This is a genomic window from Rhodanobacter sp. UC4443_H10, from assembly GCF_052978325.1.
The window spans coordinates 3011392-3033679 of sequence record NZ_CM129668.1; the positions used below are offsets into that span (position 1 = coordinate 3011392).

Annotated in this window: 19 protein-coding genes; 9 read left to right on the forward strand and 10 right to left on the reverse strand. The window is 69.3% G+C overall.

Annotation, left to right across the window (positions count from 1 at the left end):
* The first annotated feature begins 104 nt into the window (after positions 1 to 104).
* Positions 105 to 3005 carry a bifunctional diguanylate cyclase/phosphodiesterase gene (locus tag ACVCMB_RS13635; RefSeq protein ID WP_395121060.1) on the forward strand — a complete coding sequence of 967 codons (2901 nt, stop codon included), beginning with the start codon at positions 105 to 107 and terminating at the stop codon, positions 3003 to 3005.
* A gap of 10 nt (positions 3006 to 3015) precedes the next feature.
* Here the strand turns inward: ACVCMB_RS13635 and ACVCMB_RS13640 are convergent, their stop codons facing one another.
* The 5 genes from ACVCMB_RS13640 to ACVCMB_RS13660 form a co-directional block, all read right to left on the reverse strand.
* A complete protein-coding gene (locus tag ACVCMB_RS13640; protein WP_395121061.1) occupies positions 3016 to 3678 on the reverse strand; it encodes a DsbA family oxidoreductase in 663 nt (220 codons plus the stop codon).
* A gap of 74 nt (positions 3679 to 3752) precedes the next feature.
* Entirely contained in the window at positions 3753 to 5411 is a 1659-nt protein-coding gene (locus ACVCMB_RS13645) for an NAD(P)/FAD-dependent oxidoreductase (protein WP_447105401.1), read from the reverse strand.
* 124 nt (positions 5412 to 5535) lie between these two features.
* On the reverse strand, positions 5536 to 5760 hold the full coding sequence (locus tag ACVCMB_RS13650) for a hypothetical protein (RefSeq protein ID WP_395121063.1): 225 nt from the start codon (positions 5758 to 5760) through the stop codon (positions 5536 to 5538).
* 223 nt (positions 5761 to 5983) lie between these two features.
* Positions 5984 to 6490 carry a DUF1993 domain-containing protein gene (locus ACVCMB_RS13655; protein WP_395121064.1) on the reverse strand — a complete coding sequence of 169 codons (507 nt, stop codon included), beginning with the start codon at positions 6488 to 6490 and terminating at the stop codon, positions 5984 to 5986.
* Positions 6487 to 7842, reverse strand: a complete 1356-nt coding sequence (locus ACVCMB_RS13660) for a TCR/Tet family MFS transporter (protein ID WP_447105402.1) — start codon at positions 7840 to 7842, stop codon at positions 6487 to 6489. The genes ACVCMB_RS13655 and ACVCMB_RS13660 overlap by 4 nt, the downstream gene beginning before the upstream one ends.
* A gap of 125 nt (positions 7843 to 7967) precedes the next feature.
* Here ACVCMB_RS13660 and ACVCMB_RS13665 point away from each other — a divergent pair, with 125 nt between their 5' ends.
* Positions 7968 to 9674: a dipeptidyl-peptidase 3 family protein gene (locus ACVCMB_RS13665; RefSeq protein ID WP_447105403.1), complete on the forward strand. Its 1707-nt coding sequence runs from the start codon at positions 7968 to 7970 to the stop codon at positions 9672 to 9674.
* 88 nt (positions 9675 to 9762) lie between these two features.
* On the opposite strand, the gene ACVCMB_RS13670 is transcribed toward ACVCMB_RS13665, so the two are convergent.
* The gene (locus ACVCMB_RS13670; RefSeq protein ID WP_447105404.1) at positions 9763 to 10617 is read right to left on the reverse strand and encodes an alpha/beta fold hydrolase; all 855 of its coding nucleotides are present in this window, start codon (positions 10615 to 10617) and stop codon (positions 9763 to 9765) included.
* Complete coding sequence (hemH, locus tag ACVCMB_RS13675) at positions 10614 to 11669, reverse strand: ferrochelatase (protein WP_447101111.1); 1056 nt, start codon at positions 11667 to 11669, stop codon at positions 10614 to 10616. Before hemH ends, ACVCMB_RS13670 begins: the two co-directional genes overlap by 4 nt.
* A gap of 108 nt (positions 11670 to 11777) precedes the next feature.
* Here hemH and ACVCMB_RS13680 point away from each other — a divergent pair, with 108 nt between their 5' ends.
* Genes ACVCMB_RS13680 through tatC form a run of 4 tightly spaced genes read left to right on the forward strand, consistent with a single transcriptional unit; the run spans position 11778 to position 14006 of the window.
* Entirely contained in the window at positions 11778 to 12467 is a 690-nt protein-coding gene (locus tag ACVCMB_RS13680) for a lipid-binding SYLF domain-containing protein (protein WP_395121069.1), read from the forward strand.
* Positions 12468 to 12523: 56 nt separating this feature from the next.
* The gene (tatA, locus tag ACVCMB_RS13685) at positions 12524 to 12787 is read left to right on the forward strand and encodes a Sec-independent protein translocase subunit TatA (RefSeq protein WP_395121070.1); all 264 of its coding nucleotides are present in this window, start codon (positions 12524 to 12526) and stop codon (positions 12785 to 12787) included.
* 24 nt (positions 12788 to 12811) lie between these two features.
* Positions 12812 to 13246 carry a Sec-independent protein translocase protein TatB gene (gene tatB, locus ACVCMB_RS13690; protein ID WP_447101110.1) on the forward strand — a complete coding sequence of 145 codons (435 nt, stop codon included), beginning with the start codon at positions 12812 to 12814 and terminating at the stop codon, positions 13244 to 13246.
* On the forward strand, positions 13233 to 14006 hold the full coding sequence (gene tatC / locus ACVCMB_RS13695) for a twin-arginine translocase subunit TatC (RefSeq protein WP_395121072.1): 774 nt from the start codon (positions 13233 to 13235) through the stop codon (positions 14004 to 14006). The genes tatB and tatC overlap by 14 nt, the downstream gene beginning before the upstream one ends.
* A gap of 6 nt (positions 14007 to 14012) precedes the next feature.
* On the opposite strand, the gene ACVCMB_RS13700 is transcribed toward tatC, so the two are convergent.
* Both ACVCMB_RS13700 and ACVCMB_RS13705 read right to left on the reverse strand, forming a co-directional pair.
* Positions 14013 to 16187 carry a primosomal protein N' gene (locus ACVCMB_RS13700; RefSeq protein WP_447105405.1) on the reverse strand — a complete coding sequence of 725 codons (2175 nt, stop codon included), beginning with the start codon at positions 16185 to 16187 and terminating at the stop codon, positions 14013 to 14015.
* 374 nt (positions 16188 to 16561) lie between these two features.
* Positions 16562 to 17755, reverse strand: a complete 1194-nt coding sequence (locus tag ACVCMB_RS13705; protein WP_395121074.1) for a DUF3667 domain-containing protein — start codon at positions 17753 to 17755, stop codon at positions 16562 to 16564.
* A gap of 106 nt (positions 17756 to 17861) precedes the next feature.
* On the opposite strand from ACVCMB_RS13705, the gene ACVCMB_RS13710 reads away from it, so the two are divergent.
* A complete protein-coding gene (locus tag ACVCMB_RS13710; protein WP_447105406.1) occupies positions 17862 to 19265 on the forward strand; it encodes an MATE family efflux transporter in 1404 nt (467 codons plus the stop codon).
* A gap of 17 nt (positions 19266 to 19282) precedes the next feature.
* A complete protein-coding gene (gene sppA, locus ACVCMB_RS13715; protein ID WP_447105407.1) occupies positions 19283 to 21148 on the forward strand; it encodes a signal peptide peptidase SppA in 1866 nt (621 codons plus the stop codon).
* A 9-nt stretch (positions 21149 to 21157) separates the two neighbouring features.
* Here the strand turns inward: sppA and ACVCMB_RS13720 are convergent, their stop codons facing one another.
* Positions 21158 to 21364, reverse strand: coding sequence for a hypothetical protein (locus ACVCMB_RS13720; RefSeq protein WP_395121077.1), 207 nt, complete (start codon positions 21362 to 21364; stop codon positions 21158 to 21160).
* A gap of 109 nt (positions 21365 to 21473) precedes the next feature.
* Here ACVCMB_RS13720 and ACVCMB_RS13725 point away from each other — a divergent pair, with 109 nt between their 5' ends.
* A complete protein-coding gene (locus ACVCMB_RS13725) occupies positions 21474 to 22268 on the forward strand; it encodes an SDR family oxidoreductase (RefSeq protein ID WP_447105408.1) in 795 nt (264 codons plus the stop codon).
* The last annotated feature ends 20 nt before the right edge of the window (positions 22269 to 22288 follow it).

The window sequence follows — 22288 nt, forward strand, 5'->3', positions numbered from 1 at the left end:
CGCACAGTGGCAGGCGCGTATGCTGGGCCGGGCCGCGGCTCGAACCTGATCCGGCGACATCCCGGCGACATCCCGGCGACAGGAAAGGGGGCACGATGGAGTCGATGTCCATCGACGACTCGCTGCAATTGAATTGGCTGACCCATCTGGTCGGCGCCCGCTCGCCAGCGGAAGTGGCTGCGGCAATCGCCGCGCTGGCGCGAGACCGGCCCGGCTGCGAAGCCGCCAGCGTGTTGTGGCGGCTGCACGATCGGGCCGGCGTCTGCAGCATGCCGCCCATGCCGGTCGACGATGCCGATTGGCCGTGGATCGAACAGGCTGCCGGCACCGCCGGGGCACAGTGGCATGCGGACGGTCAGCGCGTGGCACTGCGCCTGTGCGAGCTGCCGCAGCCGGCCGTGCTGGTGCTGCGCCTGCAGCCTGCATGGGCGGGTCCCCGCTTTCTCGACGAGATGGCTGCGCTGCTGCGGCCGGCCCGCCTGCATCTGCAACGTGCGCTGGAATGGCTCGAACTGCAGCACTCGCACGAGCAACTGGAGCGCTCGGAGAACCTGCAGCGCGCCTTGTTCGCGATCTCCGACCTCGCCGGTTCCGAGCGCGACATGCCCACCGTGCTGCGCGGCATCCATGCCATCGTCAGCGGGCTGATGTACGCGGACAACTTCTTCATCGTGCTGCACGACGCCGCGCGCGACACGGTCCGTTTCCTGTACTACGTCGACGTGGAAGATCCCGTGGCGCCAGGCGGCGGCCTCGACATGCCGATCAGCGCGATCGAGCACACGCTGACCTGGTATGTGCTGCGCGACGGCAAGGCGCGCATGGGTGACGCCGAGGAGCTGCGCATCCAGGCGCAGGGCCCGGTGAAGGTGATCGGCACCGACAGCCGCGACTGGCTCGGCGTGCCGATGATGCGCGACGGCCGCCCCGGCGGGGCGCTGGTGGTGCAGAGCTACCGGCCCGAGATCGGCTACACCCCGGGCGACCTGGCGCTGCTGGAGTTCGTCGCCAGCCACATCCTGATCGCGCTGGAGCGCAAGCAGGGCAAGGAGGATCTGGAACAGCGCGTGCAGTTGCGTACCGCGCAACTGGCCGAAGCCAATCGCGGCCTGCAGCAGGAGATCGTCGAGCGGCAGCGCGCCGAGCACCTGCAGACCGCGCTGTTCCGCATCGCCGAACTGGCCACCGCGCACATCGACCATGGCGAGTTCTACCGCCGCGTGCACGGCGTGGTGGGCGAATTGCTCAACGCGCAGAACTTCTACATCGCGCTGCTCTCCGACGACCGCCAGCAGTTGCTGTTCCCCTACGCCGTCGACGCCAAGCTGCGTCCGCCGCCGAGCCGCCCGCTCGGCCGCGGGCTGAGCGAATACGTGCTGCGCCGGGGCACCGCATTGCGCGCCGACAACGCCGACATCGAGGAGCTGGAACGCAGCGGCGAGATCGTGGCCGGCCGTTCGGGCTCGCCTTCCACCTGCTGGCTCGGCGTGCCGTTGATCGTCGGCGACGAGGTCATCGGGCTGGTGACGGTGCAGAGCTACGACGCCGACGTCTCCTACGGCCCGTCCGAGCAGGAATTGCTGAGTTTCGTGGCCACCCAGGTCGCCAACAGCCTCACCCGCCGCCGTGCCGCCGAGGCCCTGCATCGCGCCTACGAGCAGCTGGAACACCGGGTGGAAGAGCGCACGCTGGCGCTGCGCAAGGAGATCATCGAGCGCGAACGCGTGCAGGATCAGCTCAAGCACCAGGTGATGCACGATCCGCTGACCGGCCTGCCCAATCGCAGCTATCTGCGCGACCGCATCGACCGCGTGCTGTCGACGCCGGCGTCAGGCACACGCCCGCGCTGCGCGCTGCTGTACATGGACGTGGACCGCTTCAAGATCATCAACGACAGCCTCGGCCACCTGGCCGGCGACGAGGTGCTGAGAGAGGTCGCCACGCGGTTGTCCGGCTGCGTGCGTCATCCGGACCTGGTGGCGCGGCTGTCGGGCGACGAGTTCGCCATCCTGCTGGAATCGGTGGAGCAGCCGGCCGACGCCAATGTCGTGGCGCAAAGGGTGATGGATGCGCTGGCCGAACCGATGCCCGCCGGCGGCAAGGAGTTGCAAGTGGCGGTCAGCGTCGGCATCGCCATCGGCGACGGCCGCTACCTGACCGCCGACGAGGTGCTGCGCGATGCCGACATCGCGCTGTATCGCGCCAAGGAACTCGGCCGCAAGCGCTACCAGCTGTTCGACGAGACGCTGGCGCGCAGCGTGGTCGACGTGCTGACGCTGGAAGGCGAGTTGCGCCAGGCATTGAAGCACGGCCAGTTCGAGCCGCATTTCCAGGCCATTTGCCGCCTGGAGGATCGCGCGGTGGTCGGCTACGAGGCGCTGATCCGCTGGAACCATCCGCAACGCGGCCTGCTGCTGCCGGGCGATTTCCTCAAGATCGCCGAGGACAGCGGGCTGATCGAGGCGATCGACTGGCACATGTTCGAGATCAGCTGCCAGCGCCTGCGCCGGCAGGAGCGCACCGACACCTTCATGACGCTCAACGTGTCGGCGATGCACCTGCGCCACGACAATTTCGACTCACGCCTGATCGAGCTGCTCGAACGCACCGGCCTGCCGCCCACGCGGGTGGTGGTGGAAGTCACCGAGGGCGCCCTGCTCGACGATCCGGAGCGCGTGCGCGCCACGCTGGAGCGCCTGCGCGCCGCCGGCGTCGGCGCGGCACTGGACGATTTCGGTACCGGCTATTCGTCGCTGAGCTATCTGCACTCGCTGCCGCTGCGCATCCTGAAGATCGACCGCGCGTTCGTGAACGAGCTGGACAAGGGCGCCAACACCAGCAGTACCACCGTGGTCGCAGCGGTGCTTGCGCTGGCCCGCGCGCTGGACATCGACGTGGTCGCCGAAGGCATCGAGACCGAGATCCAGTACGCCGCGCTGCACGCGATGGGCTGCGCCATGGGGCAGGGCTACTGGATCGGGCGGCCCGCGCCGTTCGAGTCCTGAATCGCGCGCCCTATCGCGCGGCGGCGATCTGCCGCAACGCCTGCTCGAACGCCTCCGGCGGCTGACCGCCGGAGATCAGGTGCTGGCCGTTGACGATGGTGGCCGGCACCGAGTGGATGCCGCGCGACATGAAAAACTGCTCCTGCGCGCGCACCTCGTCGGCAAATTCGTCGCTTTCGAGCAACTGCCGCGCCCGTTCGCCATCCAGCCCCGCTTCGACAGCCAGCCGCGCCAGCGTGTCGTGCGAACTCACGTCCTCGCCGTCGGTGAAATACGCGCGCAGCAGGATCTGCTTCAGCACCAGCTGCCGCCCTTCCAGCTCGGCCCAGTGCAGCAGCCGGTGCGCGTCGAAGGTGTTGTAGACGCGGCTGCGCCGGTCCATGTTGAAGGTGAAACCGAGTGCCGCGCCGCGCGCACGGATCGCCTCGCGATTGGCGTCGATCTGCTCGGCCGAACTGCCGTACTTGCGCCGCAGATGCTCGGTGGAATCCTCGCCTTCCGCCGCCATCTGCGGATTCAGCTCGAAGGGCTGGAAGTGGATTTCCGCGGACACCTCGCCATCGAGCTTCGCCAGCGCATGCTGCAATGACGCCAGGCCCACGGCGCACCAGGGACAGGACACGTCGGAGACGAAATCGATGCGCAGCGGAACGGGAATCGCTGACGTGGACATGGGATACCTCGCAAATCCGGGGGAGGCAGCGGCGCTGCGGACCCGACCCAAGATGCGGCCGGGGCGCGGCACAATCAATCGTCTGCGCGAACCCGGCTTTTCGCCATGTCCAGTGCCAGCGCCTCGGCCACCTTGATGCCGTCCACAGCGGCGGAAAGGATGCCGCCGGCGTAGCCGGCGCCTTCGCCGGCGGGATACAGGCCGCGGACGTTGAGGCTCTGCAGGCTGTCGTCGCGCGTGATGCGGACGGGCGAGGAGGTGCGCGTTTCCACGCCGGTGAGGATCGCGTCGTGCATCGCGTAGCCGCGGATCTGGCGCTCGAACGCGGGCAGCGCTTCGCGGATCGCGGCGATGGCGTAGTCGGGCAGCGCGCTGTCGAGGCTGCCCAGGGTGACGCCGGGCTTGTAGGAGGGCTGCACGTCGCCCCATTCGCGTGATGCGCGACCGGCGAGGAAGTCGCCGACCAGCTGCGCGGGCGCGTTGTAGTTCTCGCCGCCGAGGGTGAAGGCGTGGCTTTCCAGTGCACGCTGCAGCGCGATGCCGGCGAGCGGGCCTTCACCGTACGGCGCGAAGTCGGACGGCTCGATGCCGACCACCACCGCCGCGTTCGCGTTGCGCTCGTTGCGCGAGTACTGGCTCATGCCGTTGGTGACCACGCGCCCCGGCTCGCTGGTGGCGGCCACCACGGTGCCGCCGGGGCACATGCAGAAGCTGTACACCGAGCGGCCGCGTCCACCCTGACTTCCCTTGCCGTGATGCACCAGCTTGTAGTCGGCCGCGCCGAGGATCGGATGGCCGGCCTGCGGCCCGAAGCGGGCGCGGTCGATCACCGACTGCGGGTGCTCGATGCGGAAGCCGATCGAAAACGGCTTGGCCTCGAGATACACGCCGCGCGCATGCAGCATCTCGAACGTATCGCGCGCGCTGTGGCCGAGTGCCAGCACCACGTGATCGGATCGCAACTGCTCGCCGCTGGCCAGGGTGACGCCGCGAATCTGCTGTTGGCCGTCCGCGCGCGGTTCGAGCAGCAGATCGTCCACGCGCTGGCTGAAACGGATCTCGCCGCCCAGCGACTCGATCGTCGCGCGCATGTTCTCCACCATCGACACCAGCCGGAACGTGCCGATGTGCGGCTTGCTGACGTAGAGGATCTCCTCCGGCGCGCCGGCCTTCACGAACTCGGTGAGCACCTTGCGGCCATGGTGCTGCGGGTCGCGGATCTGGCTGTGCAGCTTGCCGTCGGAAAAGGTGCCGGCGCCGCCCTCGCCGAACTGCACGTTGGATTCCGGGTGCAGCTCGCGCTTGCGCCACAGGTCCCAGGTGTCCTTCGTGCGCTCGCGCACTTCCTTGCCGCGGTCGAGGATGACCGGGCGGAAACCCATCTGCGCCAGGATCAGGCCGGCGAACAGGCCGCAGGGGCCGAAGCCGATCACCAGCGGGCGGTGTTCGAACCGCGGCGGCGCCTCGGCCACGAAGTGGTAGCGGGTGTCCGGCGTGGGCTGCACGTGCGCGTCGTCGGCGAAGCGTTGCAGCAGTTCGGCTTCGCGCGGGGTGTCGATGTCCAGCGCGTAGATCAGCGTGATCGCGCCACGCTTGCGCGCGTCGTAGCCGCGGCGGGCGATGGTGTAGCCGGTCAGCTCGCCGGGTTCGAGCTCAAGCCGCCTGGCGATGGCAGCGGCAAGCGCGGCCTCGCCGTGGTCGAGCGGCAGCTTGAGGTCGGTGAGTCGCAGCATGCGTGGGGTCCGGTGCGCCGATGGCGCGCGCGATTCCCGGCGCCTTCGATGGGCCGGCCATTGTCGACGCCTTGCGTGCGGCCGACAAGGCGGCCGGCCAGCGGAAACTGACGCTGCGGGTCACTCAGGCCGCCAGCAGGGTCAGGAACTGCTCACCGGTTGCCCGCGGGTGCAGCAGGATGAAGCGAGTGTGCGCCGGGTCCGTGTGCTTGCGTGCCGCGGCGACGCAAACCTCGCCATCCTCCGCGATGATGGCGGGGGGCGTGGCACGCTGCTCATCCCAGGGCGCGCGGCACAGTTGGCCGTGTTGCGGGCCGCCGGCGATGATGCATTCAAAAATCCTGTTCATGGAAAGTCACTCGAAGGGGAAGAACCGTGGGGACGAGTGACAGCAAGCAGGGGACGCGCCAGCAGCGGGCAGGCAAAGGTGGTGTGCGTCACAGTTTGGGACATGCGCCGCCAGTCGCGGCTGATCGCCGTGGTTTCAACGAGTGGAGCGGCTGGGGCGACTGCTTGCGGTGGCGAGTCCGGCCTCCGCCCGGACTCGCTTCCGCAGGACGGAGTTCGCCCGCTCAGGCTTCGCCGATGAAGTCTTTCTTGCCGATGTCGGTGCCCGCTTCGCGCAGGATGTTGTAGGCGGTGGTGCAGTGGAAGAACAGGTTGGGGATGGTGAAGCCGAACAGGTACGCCTGACCCTCGAGCGTGACTTCGCCGGCGCGTGTCTTCATCACGACGGTGCGGGTCTCGCTGCCGTCGATCTGTTCGGCGCTGAAGCTCTTGACGTAATCGATCGCCCGCGCGATGCGGTCGTAGGCCTGGGGCAAGGTGGTCTCGTTGTCCTCGAAGGACTTCGGTTCGACGCCGGCGAGGCGCGCCGCGCCGCGCGTGGCCATGTCGCAGGCGATCTGGATCTGCTTGATCAGCGGCAGCATGTCCGGGATCAGGCGCACCTGCAGCAGCACTTCGCCGCTGACGTTCTTCGAAATCGCATGTTGCTCGCCCTTCTGCAGCACATGGGTGAGGTTGCCCAGCGCGCGGACGAAGACGGGGACGGAGGCCTGGTACATGGAAAGTGTCATGGTTTTTCTTCCTGTGGGTGGACCGCCTGCGGCGGATGGGTGGGTGTTGCCGGATGGATGGCGGACAGTGCCGGCGCGTCGCCGGGCAGCGATTCGGCCGTGACGTGGGCGGCGGGTTGCGGCAGGCGCCGGGTGGCCCGCGCGGCGATCACCAGGCCCGCCAGCATCAGGCCCGCCGACAGCACGAAGGCGGCGCCGGGCAGGTGCAGCGGCGAGCCCGGCGCGATCGACAGCGCAAACACCTGGGCGAACAGGTACGGCCCGAAGATGCCCGCGAAACTGCCCAGGCTGCCGATCGCGCCCTGCAGTCGACCCTGCTCGGAGGGATCGACCTGCTGCGTCATCAGGGACTGGATCGGCGGCATCGCCAGGCCCCACAGGGCCAGCAGGGGGATGCCGAACAGGAAGGCCCAGCCGACATCGGCCACGCCCATCACCAGGAACGCGCCCACGCCGAACAGCATGCCGGCCAGCAGCACGCGGCGTTCGCCGAAGCGCGGCGCCAGCTTGCCGGTGAGCACCGCCTGCACGAAGCCGTCGCAGGCGCCGACCAGCATCAGCACGTAGCCCACCGCCTGCGGGCCCCAGTGGTAGCGGTAATCCGCGTACAGCACGAACACCGTCTGCAACACGTAGTGGGCGAGGTAGACCAGGAACAGCACGATGGCCAGGTGGAACACCTGCCGCTGGCGGCGCAGCAGCTTCAGCGAGCCGAACGGATGCGCGCTGTGCAGCTCGATGCGCGCGGTGCGGCGTTCGGCCGGCAGCGACTCGGGCAGGATGAAGCAGCCGTACAGGAAGTTGCACAGCGCCAGCCCGGCCGCCACCCAGAACGGCAGCCGCAGCGCGATGCCGCCCAGGAAACCGCCCAGCCCCGGGCCGATGATGAAGCCCAGTCCGAACGCGCTGCCGAGGATGCCGAACGCGGCGGCGCGCTTCTCCTTCGGCACGATGTCCGCGATGTACGCGTTGGCGGTGCTGAAGCTGGCCGCCGTCATGCCCAGCAGCACGCGCGCGGCGAACAGCAGCCACAGCGTGGGCGCCAGCGCCAGGATCACGAAATCCACGGCCAGGCCGAGGTTGGAAACCAGGATCACCGGCCGCCGCCCGAAACGGTCCGACAGCGCACCCTGCACCGGCGAGAACACGAACTGCACGATCGCGAACACCGTGCTGAAGATGCCCACCCACCACGCTGCCCGGGCGATGCCGCCGCCGGCCAGCTGCTCGATCAGGTGCGGCAGCACCGGGATGATGATGCCGAACGCCAGCATGTCGAGCAGCACGGTGACGTAGATGAAGGCCAGCGCGGCGCGATGGCGCGGAGCGACAGGCATCGACGGCTGGTCCATGGACGTGGCGAAGCGAGGGGAAGGCGACGATAACCCACGCCTGCCGCGGCCGCATGTGCAACCGGTCAGGTATCCCCGTGCCGCCGGAGCGATACCATGCAACATTCTCTCGCCAGGACACGATCATGCTGCGACGCCTGCTTCCCGCCTGCCTGCTGCTCGCGCTGTCCGCCTGCTCCTCCCATCCCGACGCCGCGCAGCCGGTGTCGAAGGAAGAGCTGGCGCCCGCGCCGACGACCTCCGTGGTCGCGCCCGCTGCCATCGAGACGGCGGCACAGGTGCAGCGGCATCTGTCCGACTACGCCACGGTGAAACTCACGGCGGACCTGTCGGCGTTCGATGCCGGGCAGAAGCAGATGATCGCCCTGCTGGTGGAGGCCGCCGACAGCATGAACGCGCTGTACTGGAAGCAGAGCTGGGGCGACCGTGACGCGCTGCTGGCGAAGATCGGCGACCCGGCGGTGCGCGAATTCGCCGAGATCAACTACGGCCCGTGGGACCGGCTGGACAACGACAAGCCCTTCGTCGACGGCATCGGCCCGCGCCCGGCCGGCGCGCAGTTCTACCCGGCCGACATGACCAAGGAGCAGTTCGAGCAGTCGCCGCTCGCGGACAAGACCTCGCTGTACACCCTGCTGCGCCGCGATGCGCAGGGCCAGCTGGTCACCGTGCCCTACCACGAGGCGTACAAGGCCGAGCTGGAGAAGACCGCCGGCCTGCTGCGCGAAGCCGCGAAACTGGCAAAGGACGCCGGCTTCCGCAAGTACCTGACGATGCGCGCCGACGCGCTGCTCAGCGACGACTACCAGGCCAGCGACTTCGCCTGGATGGACATGAAGAGCAACCCGGTCGACATCGTGATCGGTCCGATCGAGACCTACGAGGACCAGCTCTACGGCTACAAGGCCAGCTACGAATCCTACGTGCTTATCAAGGACCAGGCGTGGAGCGCGAAGCTCGCGCGCTTCGCCAAATACCTGCCCGAACTGCAGCGCGGCTTGCCGGTGGCCGACAAGTACAAGGCCGAGAAGCCCGGCTCCGACGCCGACCTCAATGCCTACTTCGCGGTCTACTACGGCGGCGACGCCAACGTCGGCGCCAAGACCATCGCGATCAACCTGCCCAACGACGAGCAGGTGCAGCTGAAGAAAGGCACGCGCCGGCTGCAGCTGGAAAACGTGATGCAGGCGAAGTTCGACAAGATCATGCTGCCGATCGCCCATGAGCTGATCGCCGACGACCAGCAGAAGAACCTCACCTTCGACGCGTTCTTCCAGAACACCATGTTCCACGAAGTGGCGCACGGCCTGGGCATCAAGAACACGCTGGACGGCAAAGGCACCGTGCGCAAGGCGCTGAAGGACCAGGCCTCCAGCTTCGAGGAAGGCAAGGCCGACATCCTCGGCCTGTACATGGTCAGCAAGCTGGCCGACAAGGGCGAGCTGGACAAGTCGAAGCTGATGGACAACTACGTCACCTTCCTCGCCGGCATCCTGCGCTCGGTGCGCTTCGGCGCCAGCGACGCGCATGCCAAGGCGAACATGGTGCGCTTCAACTTCTTCAAGCAGCAGGGCGCGTTCAGCCGTGACGAGAACACTGGCCGCTACCGCGTCGACTTCGACAAGATGACCGCGGCGATGAACGCGCTGTCGGCCAAGCTGCTGACCATCCAGGGCGACGGCGACTACGAAGCGGCCAAGCGGCTCACCGACCAGATGGGCGCCGTCGACGCCGAGCTGGCCGGCGACCTGAAGCGGCTGGATCAGGCACACATCCCGGTCGACATCCGCTTCGAGCAGGGGTTGGACGTGCTGGGCCTGAAGAAGCTCTGACGAGTCTCGGACGCGGTAGGGCGGGCACTGCCCGCCGGCTTCTGCTCCTGCCTTGTGTCGTCATGCAGTGCGGCGGGCATTGCCCGCCCTACGGCAGCGGTGACGAGTTTTTGATCCAGTCGGTGACGGCTTGCGGGTGTTCGAGGTGCAGGTGGTGGCCGCCGTCCATGTGACTGACTGTGATGTGCGCCACGCAAGCGGCGCGGGTCTGCATCATCGCGTCGGGCAGGTAAGGCGTCGTCGGCTGCGCCAGCAACAGCGCGGTGGGTGCGGTGATGCCGCGCAGCAGCGCGTGCACTTGCGCCTCAGCCATCCGCACGGCGCTGGAACGGGTCAGCCGCGGGTCGCTGCGCCAGCGCCAGCCGCCGTCGGTTTCGAGCAGGCCGCGCTCGACGATCGGTCGTGCCTGTTCGGCGGGCAGGCCACTGGCGATGCTGCGTGCGCTGATCGCCTGGGCGACGTCGCGGAACACCCGCAGCGGCTTGCCGTTGCTCTCGCGTGGCGCCAGCGCGTCACGGAAGCGCTGCAGCGTGTGCGAACCGTCGTCGCCGAGCGGGCCGAGGCCTTCGATCAGCAGCAGGCGCTCGATCTGCTCGGGCCGCGCCGCAGCGACCAGGCTGGCGATGCCGGCACCCAGCGAGTGGCCGAGCAACGCGTAGCGATCCAGCTGCAGCGCGTCGACGGCTGACAGCACCGCCTGCACGTGGTCGACGTAGTGGTAGCTGGCGCCGGCGGGGAGATGGCCGGAATGGCCATGGCCCGGCAGGTCCAGCGCGATCACCCGCCAGTGCGCGGCCAATCGCGGCGCCAGGCGCGCGAAGCTTCCGGCGTTGTCGAGCCAGCCGTGCAGGGCCAGCAGCGGTGGCAACGTGGCCTCGCCCCAGACTTGCGCTGCCAGCGTCGACGCGGGCAGCGCGATGCGCCGCTCGACCGGTTCGGTCATGCGCCGCCTTCCGGCCAGCCACCGAGGTGTCGGTGTATCAGCGCGGCGAGGCCGGCCACCTGTTCGGCGCTGTCGTTCAGTGCGGGGATGTAGCGCAGCGTCTCGCCGCCGGCTTCGGTGAAGAAGTCGCGGTTCTGCATCGCGATCTCCTCCAGCGTCTCCAGGCAGTCCACCGCGAAGCCGGGGCAGGCCACGTCGAGCCTGCGCACGCCGTCGGCAGCGAGCCGGCGCACGGTGGCGTCGGTGTACGGCTGCAGCCAGCGCTCGCGCCCCACTCGCGACTGGAAACTGACGACCATGTCCGCTTCGCCCAGCTGCAACCGTTCGCGCAGCAGTTGCGCGGTGCGCCGGCATTGTTCCGCGTAGGGATCGCCGAGCCGCACGTAGCGCTCGGGAATGCCGTGGAACGACAGCAGCAGTTTCTCGCCGCGGCCGTTGGCCGCCCACCAGCGTTCGATGCTGGTGGCCAGCGCTTCGATGTGGCCGTCGTCGTCGTGGTAATCGTTGACCAGGCGCAGCTCCGGCGGCCAGCGCAGCGTCTTGAGCGCGTCGGCGACGGCGTCGATGACGGAACCGGTGGAGGTCGCCGAGTATTGCGGGTACAGCGGCAGCACCAGCAGCCGGCGCACGCCCTCGCGCTGCAGCTGTTCGACGGCGCGTACCACCGACGGCTCGCCATAGCGCATCGCCAGTGCCACCCGCAGCGTGCCGGGTTGCCGGCGATCGAACTCGGCCTGCAGCGCCGCGGCCAGCGCCTCGCTGAGGTAGCGCAAGGGTGAGCCGCGTTCGTCCCAGATCCGCGCATAGGCGTGCGCGGAACGTTTCGGCCGCACGCGCAGGATCACCCCGTGCAGGATCGGCCACCACCGCCAGCGCGGGTAATCGATCACCCGGCGGTCACCGAGGAACTCGGCCAGGTAGGGGCGCACGGCGGCGGCGGTCGGCGCGGTCGGCGTGCCCAGGTTGACCAGCAGCACGCCAGCCTGAACGGTGGCCGGTGCGGCCTCGTGGGAATGGCCGGCAACGCCGGTATAGTGATCGGGCAAGGGCATCGTGACAGTCGTGAAGCGGCGCGGTCGTACCGGCCACAAACCGCAGTCTGCCACAAGCACGCCGGCAGCCGACGCCCGACGAAATCATCTCAAGCCTATGGAGCTCCCATGTCCAAGACCATGCTGCCCCACGTGTTGCTGATCGGCCTTGCCCTGCTGCTGCCGCTGACCGCGGCGCACGCTGAGGACCCGCCGCTGGTGCGCGCGACCAATGCGGTGACGGTGCTCAACGAAATCATGCAGGCGCCCGACAAGGCGATTCCGCGCGACCTGCTGCGCGACGCCAGGGCGATCGCGGTGATTCCCGGCATGCTCAAGGTCGGTTTCGTCTTCGGCGGCCGCCGCGGCGAAGGCCTGGTCTCGGTCAAGGCCGCGGACGGCACCTGGTCCAACCCCAGCTTCATCACCATGACCGGCGGCAGCGTGGGTTTCCAGGCCGGCGTGTCGTCCACCGACGTGGTGCTGGTGTTCCGCACCCAGAAGGGCGTCGATTCGATCGTGAACGGCAAGTTCACCCTGGGCGCCGATGCCGCTGCCGCCGCCGGCCCGGTCGGGCGCACCGCGCACGCCTCGACCGATGCGCAACTGAAGGCGGAGATCTACTCCTACTCGCGCAGCCGCGGCCTGTTCGCCGGTGTCGCACTGGATGGCGCGGCGCTGCGCATCGACTATGATGCGAATGCCGCCGTGTATGGCGCGGGCATCACGCCGCGCCGCATTTTCGAAGGCGGCGTCAGCAACGTCCCTGCGCCGGTCGTGAAGTTCCGCGACCAGCTCGAGGAGTACACTTCACAGTAACTGACGGCGCGATTGGCGCCAGCTTTGTTCGGCTGGAATCGGCCTCGAGGTTGACCATGGGTTTTGACAGCGTCTGGCATTGGCTCATTTTCCTGGTGATCGTGCTGCTGCTCTTCGGCACCAAGAAAATCCGCAACCTGGGTCCGGACCTGGGCGAGGCCATCCGCGGCTTCAAGAAGGGTCTCAGCGGCGACGACGAGGCGAAGAAGAAGGACGACGAGGACGCCCGCCGCAAGGAGGCCGAGCAGTTGCGCGCCGATCCCAAGCCGGCCGATCCCGCCGCGACGCAGAGTCAGCGCGACTCCAGCGAAACCCGCTAGGCCGGCGGCGGCTGGTGCGCGACGATGATCGAGTTCAGCCTCGGCAAACTGGTCCTGCTCGCGTTGATCGCCCTGATCGTGCTCGGCCCGGAGAAGTTGCCCGGTGCGGCGCGCACCGCCGGCGCGCTGATGCGCCGCGTGCGCCGCGGCTGGGACGACGTGCGCGCCGAGGTGGAGCGCGAATTGCAGGTCGAGGAGATCCGCCGCGCCGCGCGCGAGGCGGCGGCGCAGGCCGAAGCCGCGCAGCAGCAGGTCAAGGACGGCGTGGGCCAGGTGCGCGAACCGCTGGCGCAGATCGTCGGTGAAGTCACCGCAGCCGGCGAATCGCTGAACGAGCCGGTCGCCGCTCCCGCGGAGGAGCCCGCCGAACCCGGCCCGCAGGCCGAATTGCCACTGGGCGAGCCGACCACCGACCGACCCGCGGCCCCGACCCGCCAGGTGACCCATGGCGACCGCTGACACGCCCGAATCCGGGCCTGAGGGCGACCTGCAGCAGGGGCTGTTCTCCCATCTGCTCGAACTGCGCACGCGCCTGCTCAAGTCGCTGGCCGCGCTGGTGCTGGTGCTGCTGGCGCTGGTGCCGTTCGCCAACCGGCTCTATTCGCAACTGGCTGCGCCGCTGGTGGCGCGCCTGCCCGAAGGCGCGCACCTGATCGCCACCGGCGTCACCAGCCCGTTCATCACGCCGTTGAAGCTGGCCTTCTACCTGGCGCTGTTCATCAGCATGCCGGTGATCCTGTACCAGTTGTGGGCGTTCGTCAGCCCCGGCCTGTACAAGCACGAGAAACGCCTGGCGCGGCCGCTGCTGGTGGCGGCGATGGCGCTGTTCTATCTCGGCTGCGCGTTTGCCTATTTCCTGGTGCTGCCGGCGGCGTTCCGCTTCCTGGTGGCGGTCACGCCCAATGGCGTGGAGATGATGACCGACATCAGCCAGTACCTGGATTTCGTGATGCTGATGTTCTTCGCCTTCGGCCTGTGTTTCGAGGTGCCGGTGGCGGTGGTGGTGCTGGCGGCGATCGGCGTGGTGGATCTGGACAAGCTGCGCAGCGGCCGCCGCTACGCGATCGTGGGCGCCTTCGGCGTGGCCGCGGTGATCACGCCGCCGGACATCACCTCGATGCTGATGCTGGGCATCCCGATGTGCCTGCTGTACGAGGTGGGCGTGCTGGCGGTGCGCTGGCTGATCCCGCCGCGTTCGCCGGCACCGGACGCCGACTGAAGTCCGTCAGTACAGGTCGATCGGGTCGACGTCCAGCGACCAGCGCACCTTGCGTGCGGTCGGCAGTGCGCCCAGCGCCAGTTGCCACGGCCGCAACACGTTGCGCAAGCCCGCGCGGCTGGCCGATTCGATCAGCAACTGGCCGCGCTGGCGCCCGGCGCGCAGCGCCATCGGCGCCGGCATCGGGCCCGCGATCTGCAGCGCCGCGCCGGCGGGCAGCGCGGCATGGGCGGCGGCAAGGAACGCATCGACCGCCTCGCGCGCGGTCGCCTCGGCACGCAGCAGCACCTGGTGGCTGAAGGGTGGCAGCCCGGTCAGCCGGCGCTCGGCCAGCAGCTCGCGCGCCGTGGCCGCGTAGCCGTGGGCGAGCAGGTTGCGCAGCAGCGGGTGGTCGGGCTGGTGCGTCTGCAGCAGCACCTGCCCGGGCTTGCGCGCGCGGCCGGCGCGGCCGGCGACCTGCACCACCAGTTGCGCCAGCCGTTCCTCGGCGCGGAAATCCACGCTGTGCAGGCCCTCGTCCACGCCGACGATCGCGACCAAGGTGAGGTTGGGCAGGTCGTGGCCCTTGGCCAGCATCTGGGTGCCGACCAGGATCGCCGGCTGGGCGTCGTCCAGCGTCGCCAGCATCGTCTCGAGGGCATCCTTGCGCCGGGTGGTTTCGCGATCCACGCGCAGCACCGGCACTCCGGGGAAGTGCGCCAGCAGCGCTTCTTCCAGTCGTTCGGTGCCGTGGCCCTGGGCGGTCAGTTCAACGGCGCCGCAGGCCGGGCACGCCGTGGGCATGCGCTGGCGGCGGTCGCAGTGATGGCAAATCAGCTGGCGCCGCCCCGCGTGCAGGGTCAGCGGGCGCTGGCAGCTCGGGCATTCGGCGTGCCAGCCGCAGGCGTGGCACAGCAGCACCGGCGCATAGCCGCGGCGGTTGCGGAATACCAGCGCCTGCTCGCCGCGCGCGATCGTCTCGGCCACCGCACTCAGCAGCGCCGGCGACAAGCCGTGCTGCAGCCGCTGGGCGCGGATGTCGATGATCTGCACCTGCGGCGCCCGCACCGCGCCGGGTCGCGCGCGCAGGTGCAGCTGGCGGTAGCGGCCGGCCTCGGCGTTGGCCAACGACTCCAGTGACGGCGTGCCCGAGCCCAGCAGCACCGGGACGCCCAGCGCGCGGGCGCGCACCACGGCCAGGTCGCGGGCGTGGTAGCGAAAGCCTTCCTGCTGCTTGTAGGAGGCGTCGTGCTCCTCGTCGACGATGATCAGGCCGGCCTGCGGCAGCGGCGTGAAGATTGCCGAACGCGTGCCCAGGATCACCCGCGCGGTGCCGGCACGGGCACGCAGCCAGGCGCGCGCGCGGTCGCCTTCGGCGAGATTGGAGTGCAGCACCTCCACCGCCACGCCCAGCCGCTCGCGCAGGCGGCGCATGGTCTGCGGCGCCAGGCCGATCTCCGGCACCAGCAGCAGCGCCTGGCGGCCTTGCGCCAGCACCTGCTCGATCAGCGCCAGGTAGACCTCGGTCTTGCCGCTGCCGGTGACGCCATCGAGCAGGAACGGCTGGTACTGGCCGAGGCTGGCCCCGACGGCGGCCACCGCTTGCTGCTGCTCGTCGCTGAGGACGGGAGCCGTCGATGGGGGGGCACGCGGTTCGGTCGGCGGTCGGTCGCGGCGCTCGACCAGGTTGGCAGCGGCGAGGCGCCGGGCGGCCTCGCGCCAGCCGCTCTGGCGCTCGTTGAGCTCCTGCGCGCCGAGCGCGCCGTCAGCCAGCAGAGCCAGCAGGGCGCGGCTGCCGCCACGGCGACTGCCGGCCGCGAGCGCTTCGCGGCCGGTCGCGGTGAGCGCCCAGTATTCCTCGTCGATTGCCGGCAGCGGCCGGGCTTCGCGCAGCGCCAGCGGCAGCGCATTGGTGCAGACCTCGCCCGGCGCGCCCAGCCAGTAGTCGGTGGCCCAGGCCAGCGTCTGCAGCAGTTCGGCGTCGAGCAGGGGGTCGTCGTCCAGCGCCCGCAGCACCGGTTTGAGCCGGGGGCCGTCCAGCGTCGATTCGACACCGCTCTCCACCACCACGCCGACCAGCTTGTCGCGGCCGAACGGCACCAGCACCCGGCTGCCCGGGCGCGGTACATCCCCGGCGGGCGGCAGGTAGTCGAACAGGGTGGGCAGCGGCAGCGGCAGGGCGACGCGAAGAACGGTCGGCATGGGGACCTCGATGGCGTCCGCCAGTGTAACCGAGGGTGCTTTTCGGCCCGCCCCGCCGGCACCCGCAGCGACCCGTCGAGTTGCGTGCACTTGCTGGCCGAAGGTCGAGAAGTTCCGGGTAAGTCGCTATGGCTACGGTGTTTTCATGCTTATCCACAATCGCTGTGGATAACTCTGTGGATGCGGCGGGGAGCGCAGCCCGCGAAGCCCGTCGTGGCGCCTTCCGTGACGGCTTGGCGAGCTTTTCGTCATGAATAAAACCGGATTTTATTCAACGACTTGCAAAACGGGTTCGGTCACCGTTCACAGAATCGACAAATGCCCGTCACATCCTTGCCGGGCGTTGCGGTGCTGTGCAAAACCTCCCCGGGCGCTCATTCCGCCAAGCCCATCGCGGCGGCGCCGAGGATGGCAAACGCCAACAGCCAGCAGTAGCACCAGCCGACCACCAGATACTTCAGCACCGTCATCGGCCAGCCCTGCCGGTAGACGCGCTTCTGCATCACCAGCAGGTAGATCGGCGCCCAGATCCAGAGTGCGTTGATCAGCCAGCCCAGCGGCGTGGAAAGCCAGGGCGCGTGTGGCTCCAGCGCCACCGCCAGCAACTGGAACAGCACCCCCAGCAGCAGGCACAGGAACAGGAAGGCGTGGCTGTGCAGGGCCACGATGAGATGCTCGACGTACAGGCGGCGGCGGAACAGGTACATCACCTTCAGCAGCAGGGCGAACGCCGGCAGCATGAAGAACATCGTCCCCGGCAGGGCGGCGAGCACCTGGCCCAGCAGGCGTGCCTTGACCGCCGAATGATCGCCCGGACCGCGCATGGCGGCGAGGTTGTCGTGCATGCGCTGCAACGACCGGTTCATCCGCGTGTTGAGGAAATCGGGCAGCCAGCTCACGTGGACCGGGTATTTCTGCGCGTCCCAGGCCATGTCCAGCGGATTGTGCCGGGCCGCTTCGGAGGGCGCGCGCGGGGCCGGCAGCGCGGGCAGGTCGGCAACCGTCTGCGGCACCACCGCGGTGGTGTCGCCCAGCGCGATGCGCCGCTGCATCGCCTCGCGGGTCAGTTGCAGGCGCGCCTTGTCCAGTTGCTGCGCGGCCAGCGAACCGACCACCGGGATCTGCTCGGTCGGCGCGAACTGCTTGAGCTGCTTCTTCAGCAGGCGATCCACCTCGGCCGGGGTTTTCGCATCCTGGAAGCTCGCGCCGGCCACGGTCACCTTCATCGGCGTGTCCGCGGCGCCGCCGGTGTCCAGCGCCATCGGCAGCAGGAAGAATGCGGCCAGGCACAACAGGAACATGGTGCGGAACGGCGCCAGGTAGCGCACGCGGCGGCCGGCGAAGTACTCCAGGGTGAGGAAGCCCGGCCGCAGCAGGAGCGGCGGCAAGGTGTGCACCACGCGGCCGTCCCAGTTGGCCACCAGGTCGAGTGTGTCCTCCAGCATGCCGTGCACCGGCCGCAGCACGCTGCGTACCGATTGTCCGCAGGCGTGGCAGAACTCGCCCTGCAGCACGGCGCCGCAATTGGCGCAGTGGCTTTCGGTGGGCAAGGTGAGGGCTTGCGGCATCGGGGTCCCCGGGCAACGGCGCCGCCGATCTTCGCACAGGCGGGCCGCGTCGTACCCATGACCGATGGCTCGGGTAAAATGCGCGGCCCTGGAGTCAGATCGTGTCATGAATCCGTTTCGTCCCGAGCGTGCGCGCCTGCGGCATGAGGTGCGCGCCACCGTGCGCCTGGCGCTGCCGTTGATCGCCGCGCAGCTGGCGGCGGTCGGCAGCAACGTGATCGACGCGGTGCTGGCCGGCCACGTCAGCGCGCACGTGCTGGGCGCGGTGGCGGTGGGCGCCAGCATCTGGTCGCTGGCGATCGTCTGCGGCATCGGCATGATGATGGCGGTGCCGCCGTCGGTGGCGCAGCTGGACGGTGCCGGTCGGCGCCATGAGGTCGGCGCGGTGTTCCACCAGGCGCTGTGGCTGGCGCTGGGCATGGGCGCGCTGCTGTGGTTCGCGGTGCGCCATGCGGAGCCGCTGATCGAGCTGATCGGGGTGACGGCGAGCCTGCGCCACGACGTGCAGCGCTTCCTGCTGGCGATCAGCTGGGGCGCGCCGGCGCTGACTTGCTATTTCGCCTTGCGCGGCCTGTCCGAAGGCCTGTCGATGACGCGGCCGTCGATGTACTTCAGCCTCGGCGGGCTGGTGCTGCTGGTGCCGCTGGGCTATGTATTGATGTTCGGCAAGCTGGGCATCCCGCCGCAGGGCGCGCACGGCTGCGGCGTGGCCACCGCGATCGTGTTGTGGCTGGAGTTGCTGGCGTTCGGCATCTACGTGATCTTCCGGCGCAACTACCGCGGGCTGGGCCTGTTCGAGCGCTTCGAGTGGCCGGACCTGCACCGGATCGGCCAACTGGTGCATATCGGGGCACCGATGGCGGTGACGCTGCTGGCTGAGGCCGGATTGTTCGTGGCCACCGCGCTGATCATCGCCACCCTGGGCGAGGACGTGATCGCCAGCCACCAGGTGGCCATCAACATCGCCTCGCTGTTCTTCATGATCCCGCTGGGCCTGGCGATGGCAATCACCGTGCGGGTGGGCAACGCGGTGGGTCGCGGCGACGAGCAGGGGGTGCGCTACGCCGGCTTCTGCGGCATCGGCCTGACGCTCGGGACGCAACTGCTGTCGGCGGCGCTGATGCTGAGCCTGCCGCACTTCATCGCGTCGCTGTATACGCACGACAACCGGGTGATCGCGCTGGCCGCGCAGCTGATCATGCTGGCCGGACTGTTCCAGTTCTCCGATGGCGTCCAGGTCGCCGCCAACGGCGCGCTGCGCGGATTGAAGGACACCCGCGTGCCGATGGCGATCACCTTGTTCTCGTACTGGGTGGTAGGCATGCCGGTGGGCTGGTGGCTGGCCTTCCGCCACGGCATGGGCGCGCGCGGCATGTGGGTCGGCCTGATCGCGGGCCTGTCGGTGGCGGCGGTGATGCTGTTCGTGCGGTTCTGGCGCAGCGCGTGGAAGCAGCGCTGGCGGGCGGCTGCCATGACCGCCGTGGCCCGACCGGTTACGCTTGACGCCTGATCCCCGGGACCCTTTCCATGACTCCACCCCTGCCGCCCCCGTCCCGCCGCCGCAGCGCGCTGCAGCAACTGGGGCACGGTCTCAACGTGGTGCGGCTGATCATCATCAACGTGGTGTTCTTCGCGTTCCTGGCGATCGTGCTCATTCTGGTGGTGGCCGTCACCGCCGCCGACGAGCATGGCGTACTGCCGGGCAGCGTGCTGGTGCTCAAGCCGCAGGGGCAACTGGTCGAGCAATACAGCGCCGCGCCGCTGCAGCGGGCGATGTCGCGGCTCTCCGGCGAAGACGTCAGTCAGGTGCAACTGCGCGATCTGGTCGGCGCGATCGACGCCGCGGCGAAGGATGCGCGGATCAGCCGCATCCTGCTCTTGCCAGGCGATCTGGACAGCAGCGGCTTCGCGGCGTTGCGCGAGGTGGGCGTGGCGCTGGACCGTTTCCGTGCCGCCGGCAAGCCGGTGATCGCCTGGGGCGTCAATCTCGACCAGGGCCAGTATTACCTCGCTGCCCACGCCGACCGGGTGCTGCTCGACCCGCAGGGCGGCGTGATGCTCACCGGGCTGGCCAACTACCGCCTGTTCTACAAGGATCTGCTCGACAAGCTCGGCGTCGACGTGCACCTGTTCCGCGTCGGCGAGTTCAAGAGCGCGGCCGAACCGTACATCCTCGACCACGCCTCGGCCGAGGCGAAGCAGGCCGACAGCTACTGGATGGACGGCTTGTGGGACGGCTACCTCGACGAGGTGGCCGGCCTGCGCAAGATCGACCCGGCCGCGCTGCGCGACGACGTCGACAACCTGCCGCAGCACATCGCCAGCACCCAGGGCGATCTGGCCAAACTGGCGCTGGACCAGCATCTGATCGATGGCACCGCCACCCGCGCCGAGCTGATCGCGATGCTGCGCGGGCAAGGCGTGCCGGCCGGGGAGAAGCAGCGGGGCTTCCGCCAGGTCGATCTGGCGCGCTACGTCGACCACCTGCCGCGCGAGGGCAAGCTGCTCGCGCCCGGCGTGACGGTCGTGGTGGCCGAAGGCGAGATCGTCGGCGGCAAGCGCGCGCCGGGCACGATCGGCGGCGAGTCCACCGCCGCGCTGATCCGCGCCGCGCGCGAGGACCACCGCACCAAGGCATTGGTGCTGCGCGTGAATTCGCCCGGCGGCGAGGTCTACGCCGCCGAGGAAATTCGCCGCGAAGTGGCGCAGACCCGCGCGGCCGGCATCCCGGTGGTGGTGTCGATGGGCAACGTGGCGGCCAGCGGCGGCTACTGGATCTCGATGAACGCCAATCGCATCCTGGCCGAGCCGAACACCATCACCGGCTCGATCGGCATCTTCGGCATGTATTACACGGTGCCCGGCACGCTGGCCAAGCTCGGCATCCACAGCGACGGCGTCGCAACCGGCCCGATGGCCGGAGCCTTCGACATCACCCGCCCGCTCGATCCGAAGGTCGGCACGGTGATCCAGGCCGTCATCGACAAGGGCTACCGCGATTTCGTCGGCAAGGTCGCCGCGGCCCGCGGCAAGACGTACCAGGCCATCGACGCGATCGCGCAGGGCCGCGTGTGGACCGGCCGTCAGGCACTCGAGCGCGGCCTCGTCGACCGGCTCGGCGGGCTGCGCGACGCCGTGATCGAGGCCGCGACGCTGGCCAAGCTCGGCAAGGATTATCCGGTGCGCTACGAGGAGGCCCCGCTGGGCGGTTTCGAGCGCTTCCTGGTCAACCTCAACCACGAGGCCGCCACGCGCGTGTTGCAATCGTGGGGCGTGCGCCTGCCGCGCTGGTTCGCGCAATTGCCCGAGCTGGCGCCGGAGCTTGAGCTGCTGCGCCACGCCAAGGCCGGCACGCCGAACATCTACGCCGACTGCCTGTGCAGTCCGCGCTGAGGCGCGGCGTTACTGCTGTTGCGCCTCGATCTGCTTGCGCTGCTCCTCGGCGTGCTTGTCGACCAGTTTCTGCACGTCCTTCGCCCGCTGCTCGTCCGCCTTCAGCGCATCGAAGGGCGTGCTGGCGGCAGCGGCGGGCTTGGCCTCCGGCTCGGGCGGCTTGTTCGAACAGGCGGCCAGGGCCAGCACGCAAAGCAGGATCGGCAGCGGCTTCATTGAGCGGTTCTCGGCGAGATGACGCTGCGAGTGTCCCGCCGCGCGACGCGGCAGGCAAGCTGTTGCCGGCAGCCGCGCGCGAGCACGGACACGTTGCTAAGCTGGCGTCATGAACAGCCTCCCGTACAACCGCGCGGACGCGTGGCAACTGCGCGGGCATACCGCCCTGGTGACCGGCGCGAGCAAGGGCATCGGCCTGGCCACGGCGCGCGAACTGGCCGGCCTCGGCGCCGACCTGCTGCTGGTGGCCCGCGACGAAGACTACCTGGAGCAGGTACGCGTCGAGCTGGCCGAGGACTTCCCCGCAGTGCAGGTGCTCGCCTGTGGCGCCGACCTGGCCGAGGCAGAGGAGCGCCTGGCGGTGTTCGACTGGATTGCCGACCTGGGCGTGCCGCTGTCGCTGCTGGTCAACAATGCCGGCGGCAACCAGAGCGCTGCCACCCTCGATTACAGCGACGAGGCCTGCCACGCGATCTTCGAGCAGAACCTGTTTTCCGCCTTCGCGATGTGCCGGCTGGCCCATCCGCACCTGGTCCAGCACGCCAATGCGGCGATCGTCAACGTCGGCTCGGTCTCGGCGGTCACCCATGTGCGCACCGGCTCGCCCTACGGCATGAGCAAGGCGGCGCTGCACCAGCTCACCCGCAACCTGGCGGCGGAGTGGGCGGTGGACGGCATCCGCGTCAACGCGGTCGCACCCTGGTACATCCGCACCCAGCGCTCGGAGCCCGCGCTGGCCGACCCGGATTACCTGGACGAGGTACTCGACCGCACGCCGCTGCGACGCATCGGCGAGCCCGAGGAGGTCGCCGCCGCGATCGCCTTCCTGTGCCTGCCGGCCGCCGGCTACGTCACCGGCCAGGTGCTGGCGGTGGATGGCGGATTCCTCTCGTACGGGTTCTGAGCCGCGGAGCGCGGCGGCGG

What these genes read in the sequence shown, in the direction of transcription:
- ACVCMB_RS13635 (WP_395121060.1), top strand. Translation starts at nt 105, where the DNA reads ATGTCCATCGACGACTCGCTGCAATTGAATTGGCTGACCCATCTGGTC.
- ACVCMB_RS13640 (WP_395121061.1), bottom strand. Translation starts at nt 3,678, where the DNA reads ATGTCCACGTCAGCGATTCCCGTTCCGCTGCGCATCGATTTCGTCTCC.
- ACVCMB_RS13645 (WP_447105401.1), bottom strand. Translation starts at nt 5,411, where the DNA reads ATGCTGCGACTCACCGACCTCAAGCTGCCGCTCGACCACGGCGAGGCC.
- ACVCMB_RS13650 (WP_395121063.1), bottom strand. Translation starts at nt 5,760, where the DNA reads ATGAACAGGATTTTTGAATGCATCATCGCCGGCGGCCCGCAACACGGC.
- ACVCMB_RS13655 (WP_395121064.1), bottom strand. Translation starts at nt 6,490, where the DNA reads ATGACACTTTCCATGTACCAGGCCTCCGTCCCCGTCTTCGTCCGCGCG.
- ACVCMB_RS13660 (WP_447105402.1), bottom strand. Translation starts at nt 7,842, where the DNA reads ATGGACCAGCCGTCGATGCCTGTCGCTCCGCGCCATCGCGCCGCGCTG.
- ACVCMB_RS13665 (WP_447105403.1), top strand. Translation starts at nt 7,968, where the DNA reads ATGCTGCGACGCCTGCTTCCCGCCTGCCTGCTGCTCGCGCTGTCCGCC.
- ACVCMB_RS13670 (WP_447105404.1), bottom strand. Translation starts at nt 10,617, where the DNA reads ATGACCGAACCGGTCGAGCGGCGCATCGCGCTGCCCGCGTCGACGCTG.
- hemH (WP_447101111.1), bottom strand. Translation starts at nt 11,669, where the DNA reads ATGCCCTTGCCCGATCACTATACCGGCGTTGCCGGCCATTCCCACGAG.
- ACVCMB_RS13680 (WP_395121069.1), top strand. Translation starts at nt 11,778, where the DNA reads ATGTCCAAGACCATGCTGCCCCACGTGTTGCTGATCGGCCTTGCCCTG.
- tatA (WP_395121070.1), top strand. Translation starts at nt 12,524, where the DNA reads ATGGGTTTTGACAGCGTCTGGCATTGGCTCATTTTCCTGGTGATCGTG.
- tatB (WP_447101110.1), top strand. Translation starts at nt 12,812, where the DNA reads ATGATCGAGTTCAGCCTCGGCAAACTGGTCCTGCTCGCGTTGATCGCC.
- tatC (WP_395121072.1), top strand. Translation starts at nt 13,233, where the DNA reads ATGGCGACCGCTGACACGCCCGAATCCGGGCCTGAGGGCGACCTGCAG.
- ACVCMB_RS13700 (WP_447105405.1), bottom strand. Translation starts at nt 16,187, where the DNA reads ATGCCGACCGTTCTTCGCGTCGCCCTGCCGCTGCCGCTGCCCACCCTG.
- ACVCMB_RS13705 (WP_395121074.1), bottom strand. Translation starts at nt 17,755, where the DNA reads ATGCCGCAAGCCCTCACCTTGCCCACCGAAAGCCACTGCGCCAATTGC.
- ACVCMB_RS13710 (WP_447105406.1), top strand. Translation starts at nt 17,862, where the DNA reads ATGAATCCGTTTCGTCCCGAGCGTGCGCGCCTGCGGCATGAGGTGCGC.
- sppA (WP_447105407.1), top strand. Translation starts at nt 19,283, where the DNA reads ATGACTCCACCCCTGCCGCCCCCGTCCCGCCGCCGCAGCGCGCTGCAG.
- ACVCMB_RS13720 (WP_395121077.1), bottom strand. Translation starts at nt 21,364, where the DNA reads ATGAAGCCGCTGCCGATCCTGCTTTGCGTGCTGGCCCTGGCCGCCTGT.
- ACVCMB_RS13725 (WP_447105408.1), top strand. Translation starts at nt 21,474, where the DNA reads ATGAACAGCCTCCCGTACAACCGCGCGGACGCGTGGCAACTGCGCGGG.